This is a genomic window from Nevskiales bacterium (genome assembly GCA_035574475.1).
Lineage (GTDB): Bacteria > Pseudomonadota > Gammaproteobacteria > Nevskiales > DATLYR01 > DATLYR01.
Genome location: DATLYR010000196.1, coordinates 1 through 5,283 on the forward strand (window position 1 = coordinate 1; position 5,283 = coordinate 5,283).

The window sequence follows — 5,283 nt, forward strand, 5'->3', positions numbered from 1 at the left end:
GGCCACGTTCAGCACCATCCCCACGCGCAGGGCATCCTCGGCCGCCGGCGTGCCGTCCACGACGATGTCGGCACGATCGGTGGCGAACCTGATGCCGTTGACGTACACGCTGCCGAAACCGCTGACAGTGCCCTCGCTGAAGCCGGTGCCCTCGACCCCAGCCTGCGGACTGCCGGTGCCTTCGATCCCGCCGCAGCCGGCCAGCCCCAGGGTCAGCATCAACGACGTCAGTGTGGAGAAACGGGCGTTCATGGCGCGTCGTCTTTGCCCGGCGGCGGATCCTGGAAGAAGTAGATGCCCACGCCGGTGCGCACGGCCTCGTCGCGCGCCTTGTCGCGCGGCCCGGCCTCGTGCGCCGACAGCCAGTCGTCCAGCGATTCCAGGAAACGCTGGCCGCGCTCGGCCACGATGCGGCGCAGGATCGGGATCATCCGCAGCGGGATGTGCTCGCTGAATACCGTGCGCTGGAAGCGCGCCGGCTCGCCGTCGCGCGTCAGGTTGTGGTCGATGGTGGCGATGAGATCGTGGACCGCCGTGCCGAGCATGCGCAGGCCCTCGAGATCGCCCGCGGCCGGCACATAGGCGCGCGACAGCACGCGCACGCGGTCCTTGCCTTCCAGCCGCACGGCGTTCACGCGCCGCAACTCCTCCAGCAGCGCGCGCGGCGGCATGCCGCCGCTGTAGCGGCGCACCAGCTCGTCGAAGCCGCCCTCGCCGGACAGCGTCAGCACGCGCGGCTCGCCGTCCGGGCCGGTGAAATCGGGATCGCGGTACCAGCCGGACAGCACGCGGGTGGCGCGGTTGATGTTGGCATGCCGCTCGCCAGCCTCCGCCTCGCGCAGCGCGCGCACCTCCTTGCGCGTCAGGCCCGTCAGGATGGCCACGCGCGAATCGGTCGATTTCTTGCCGGGCAGCGCGAAATCCTCGCGCGCGGTCTCGGCATACACCGCCTTGACGATGTCCATGAAATCGCCATAGGCCATGCCGTGGCGCAGCAGCACGCGCACCAGCGGCCGCAGCAGATGGCGCAGTGCGGCGGCGAGTTTGGTCTTGGCGGGATCGGTGCTCATGGGATGGGAATCCTATCCCAGATACAACCTGGGGATAATCGTAATTCTTTACTAATGCCTCATGCCCCCCGCGCCAGCAGGCGGTCCATGGCATGCAGGGCCTGGTCGGCATATTGCCCGCCGAACAGATTGAAATGGTTGAGGATATGGTAAAGCTGGTACAAGTCCCGGCGGACTTCTGCGTAGCCGGGGTCGAGCGGCCAGGCCGCCTGGTAGGTGGCCAGCGTGGCGCCGCCGAAACCGCCGAACAGCTCCATCATGGCGATCTCAGCCTCGCGGTCGCCGTAGTACACGGCCGGATCGAAAATCACCGGCCGGCCCTGGCTGTCCTGGGCCGCGTTGCCGGCCCACAGGTCGCCGTGCAGCAGCGAGGCCGCGGGCCGGTGGCCGGCCAGCAGGCGGTCGAGCGCCGCCAGCAGACGCGCGCCGGGCTCTGCCAGCCGCTGGTCCTTCTTCTGCGCCAGCCGGAGCTGGAAGCCGAGCCGCTGCTCGCGCCAGAAGTGCACCCAGTCGCCGTCCGGCGTGTTTTTCTGCCGCGTGGTGCCGAGCGTGTTGTCGTGGCTCCAGCCGTACAGTGCGCTGGTCACGCGGTGCTGCGCGGCCAGCTGCTCGCCCAGCAGGGCCTCCGATTTGCCGGCCAGCGGCTTGAGCTCGAGCCATTCCAGCACCAGGTAGGCCTGCGCACCCTGGCGCCCCCAGCACAGCGGCTGCGGCACACGCAGCGCACCGGCGCGCCGCAGCTCCTCCAGGCCGAGGGCCTCGGCCTCGAACATGCCGGCACAGTCCGCGCGGTTCAGCTTGAGAAAGTACGACTGCCGGTCGCCGCGCAGGCGCAGGGCGCGGTGGATGCAACCGCCACCGACCGGCTCGCGCGCGCGCACGGTGAAGGATTCGCCCGCGGCGCAGGTGATCTGCCAGGCGAGATCGGCCCAGTCGAGTTCGGTGTCAGACACGTCAAGATTCATCCCGGCTCAACTCTAGCAAGCGCCGGCTCAGCCGCGTACCCAGGCCGATACGCGCACAGACCTCGCGCAGCTGCGCGGCGTCCGACCCGCGCCAGTGCAGGCTGTCCGCCCGTGCCGGCAACGGCACATCGCGCAGGACGCGGCACAGTTCGCGCGAGAGATAGGCGGCGTCGCGGCCCTCTTCCAGCCGCCGGCGCAGCTGCGGGCCGCGCCGCAGCCGTTCGACCCGTGGCAGGCAGGCATAGAGATTGTCGAGGTCGCGGAACTGCCGCAGCAGCAGCGCCGCGCTGGCGGCGCCGATGCCGCGCACGCCGGGGACATTGTCCACCGCGTCGCCCATCAGTGCCTGGAAATCCAGCATCTGCGCCGGCCACACGCCGAAACGCCTCTGCACCCCGCGTGCATCGAGCCACGTATCGCCGGCGAAGTCCCACAGCGCATCGCGCGGGGTCAGCAGCTGGGCCAGGTCCTTGTCGCGACTGACGATGACCACTGGCTGGTCCTGCGCCTGGGCGCGCGCCGCCAGCGTGCCGATCAGGTCGTCGGCCTCATAGCGGTCCGAGGCCAGGGTGACGAAGCCGGCCGCCTCGGCCAGCTCGCGGCACAGGCGGAACTGGGCCTTGAGCTCCGGCGGCGCCGGCTCGCGGTTGGCCTTGTAGGCCGGATACAGCTCGTTGCGATGCGAGCCGGCCAGGCTCTCGTCGAAGGCGAAGGCCAGCTCGCCGGGGCGCACCCGCTCCACCAGATCACAGACAAACTGGGCAAAGCCGTGCACGGCGTTGACCGGCTGGCCGTCGCGCCCGGTCAGGCCGGCGGGCAGGGCAAACCAGGCGCGGAACACGTATACGCTGGCGTCCACCAGATGGACTGCGTTATCTTTGGCCCCCTTCACGGCGGATTTCGCGGCCTTCCCGGAGATATGACGTGCGTGCCCCGGCACTGAGAATCCTCGCGCTATGTGTGGCCGGCCTGTTGCCCGGGCTGGCCGCGGCCACGACCGTGCTGGAACTGGACGCCCGCGAGGGCGGCCAGAACGGCCGCGCCAGCGTCGCCGTGCAGGATGGCAAGATCCGCATCGAGATCCGCATCGAGCAGGGCGCGGGCGGCTGGATGCTGTACGACAGCGCCAAGAATACCGTCTGGCTGGTCGATACCCAACGCCGCAGCTATGTCGAGCTGACGCGCGAGGAAATGCGCCGCTACGGGCAGCAGCTGGCGGTCGCGCGCAAGCTGCTCGACGAGCAGATGAAGGCCATGCTGCCGGAACAGCGCGCGGCCTTCGAAAAGATGATGGGCGGCGCCACACGCAAGGATCCTCTGCTGTTCCAGTCCACCGGCCAGCGCCGCGAAGTGGCCGGCTTTCCCTGCACCGGCGGGCGCCTGGTGCGCGGCGGCAAGGTCCAGGAAGAAGTCTGCCTGGCTCGACCTGCGGACATCGGCATGCCGCAGGCGGATTACGCGACCGTGCGCAGCATGTACCGGCTGATGCACGAGATGCAGGAGCTGGGCGCGCCCGGCATCCTGCCGGACTTCAGCGAGATCGACGGCGTGCCGATCGAGGTCCGGAATCCGGGCGGCGATTACCAGCGCGTCCGGGAGGTGCGGCACGCGCGCCTGCCGGACGGCGATTTCACCGTGCCGGCCGGCTACACGCGCGACAGCGTGCTCGACGCGCTGCAGCGCTACCAGTGAGGAACCGCGTGAATTGACGCGCCGCGCGCCCGCGCGCGGCGCTGCCTGTCCGAAGGGAGACCATGATGGCGATCACGATAGCAGTGCCGAAGGAGACACGCCCGGGCGAAAAGCGCGTGGCGATGGTCCCGGCCGTGGCGCAGAAACTCAGCAAGCTCGGCGGCACGCTCAAGGTGCAGCGCGGCGCCGGCGAGGCCACGCGCATTCCCGACACGGCCTGGAAAGACGTGGCGCTGGTGGATGACAGCGCGCAGCTGCTGTCCGGCGCCGACATCGTGCTCAAGGTGCAGCCGCCCTCGCTGGACGAGGCGCGTCAGCTCAAGGAGGGCGCGGTGCTGTTCTCGTTCGTTTACGCGCACCGCGAGCCGGAACTGGTCAAGCTGCTGCGCGATCGCAGGATCACCTGCTTCGCCATGGAGCTGGTGCCGCGCACCACGCGCGCGCAGGCCATGGATGCGCTGTCCAGCCAGGCCGCGCTGGCCGGCTATTACGGCGCGCTGCTGGGCGCGACCCACCTGGCCCGCCTGCTGCCGATGATGACCTTTGCGGTCGGCTCGGTGCGTCCGGCCAAGGTGCTGGTGATGGGTGCCGGCGTGGCCGGCCTGCAGGCGATCGCCACGGCGCGCCGGCTCGGCGCCATTGTCGAAGGCTACGACGTGCGCTCGGCGGTGAAGGAGCAGGTCGAGTCGCTGGGCGCGAAGTTCGTGGACACCGGCGTGAAAGCGGAAGGCGCCGGCGGCTACGCGCGCGAGCTGACCGAGGACGAGAAGGCCCAGGTGCAGCAGGTCATTACCAAACACATCCAGCAGGCCGACATCATCATCACCACCGCCGCCATTCCCGGCCGTCCCTCGCCCAAGCTGATCTCGCAGGCGCAGATCGAGGGCATGAAGGCCGGCAGCGTGATCATCGACCTGGCGGCCGAGGGCGGCGGCAACACGGCGCTGTCCAGGCCCGGCGAGACCGTGACCGTCGGCAGCGTCACGATTGTGGCACCGCTGAACGTCCCGTCCATGCTGGCCGAGCACGCCAGTGAGCTGTACGCCAAGAACCTGCTCAACTTCCTGGAGCTGATCGTCAAGGACGGCCAGCTCGATCTGAACTGGGACGACGACATCGTCGCCGGCAGCGTGCTCACGCACGCGGGCGAGATCAAGAACGAGGCCGCGCGCAAGGCGGTCGAGGGCGCGTAAGTAATGATGTATTCCCCCTCCCTCGGCGGGAGGGGGTCAGAGGGAGGGAGAAATCCATGCACACCCCCTCCCTAACCCCCCCATCGAGGGGGAGGAATAGCCAAGAGGAAACGGTATATGGACGCCACCACCGCAATCACGGGTTTCGTCGCCCTGTACATCTTCATGCTCGCGGCCTTCACCGGCTACGAGATCATCGGCCGCGTGCCGGCGATTCTGCACACGCCGCTCATGTCGGGGTCCAACTTCGTGCACGGCATCGTGGTCGTGGGCGCGATGTATGCGCTCTTGAACGCGACCTCGACGGTGGAGCAGGTCATCGGATTCATCGGCGTGCTGCTCGGCGCGGGCAATGCCGCCGGC

Annotated in this window: 7 protein-coding genes; 3 read left to right on the plus strand and 4 right to left on the minus strand. The window is 69.2% G+C overall.

Going from position 1 to position 5,283, the window contains the following annotated elements; all coding sequences use genetic code 11:
- The 4 genes from VNJ47_11890 to VNJ47_11905 form a co-directional block, all read right to left on the minus strand.
- Window positions 1–252 (minus strand): hypothetical protein (locus VNJ47_11890; GenBank protein ID HXG29534.1); only part of this gene is annotated, 252 nt, incomplete at its 3' end.
- A complete protein-coding gene (locus VNJ47_11895) occupies window positions 249–1,070 on the minus strand; it encodes a DUF6502 family protein (GenBank protein ID HXG29535.1) in 822 nt (273 codons plus the stop codon). The genes VNJ47_11895 and VNJ47_11890, both read right to left, overlap by 4 nt.
- Window positions 1,071–1,129: 59 nt before the next feature.
- Window positions 1,130–2,023: a fructosamine kinase family protein gene (locus VNJ47_11900; GenBank protein HXG29536.1), complete on the minus strand. Its 894-nt coding sequence runs from the start codon at window positions 2,021–2,023 to the stop codon at window positions 1,130–1,132.
- Window position 2,024: 1 nt separating this feature from the next.
- A complete protein-coding gene (locus VNJ47_11905) occupies window positions 2,025–2,927 on the minus strand; it encodes a 5'-3' exonuclease H3TH domain-containing protein (GenBank protein HXG29537.1) in 903 nt (300 codons plus the stop codon).
- 32 nt (window positions 2,928–2,959) lie between these two features.
- On the opposite strand from VNJ47_11905, the gene VNJ47_11910 reads away from it, so the two are divergent.
- The 3 genes from VNJ47_11910 to VNJ47_11920 form a co-directional block, all read left to right on the plus strand.
- Window positions 2,960–3,727, plus strand: coding sequence for a hypothetical protein (locus VNJ47_11910; protein ID HXG29538.1), 768 nt, complete (start codon window positions 2,960–2,962; stop codon window positions 3,725–3,727).
- Between the two features lie 65 nt (window positions 3,728–3,792).
- Window positions 3,793–4,920 carry an NAD(P) transhydrogenase subunit alpha gene (locus VNJ47_11915; GenBank protein ID HXG29539.1) on the plus strand — a complete coding sequence of 376 codons (1,128 nt, stop codon included), beginning with the start codon at window positions 3,793–3,795 and terminating at the stop codon, window positions 4,918–4,920.
- Window positions 4,921–5,037: 117 nt separating this feature from the next.
- Window positions 5,038–5,283 (plus strand): proton-translocating transhydrogenase family protein (locus VNJ47_11920; protein ID HXG29540.1); only part of this gene is annotated, 246 nt, incomplete at its 3' end.

Coding starts and splice junctions, on each gene's coding strand:
- VNJ47_11915 (HXG29539.1), top strand. CDS start 3,793: ATGGCGATCACGATAGCAGTGCCGAAGGAGACACGCCCGGGCGAAAAG.
- VNJ47_11895 (HXG29535.1), bottom strand. CDS start 1,070: ATGAGCACCGATCCCGCCAAGACCAAACTCGCCGCCGCACTGCGCCAT.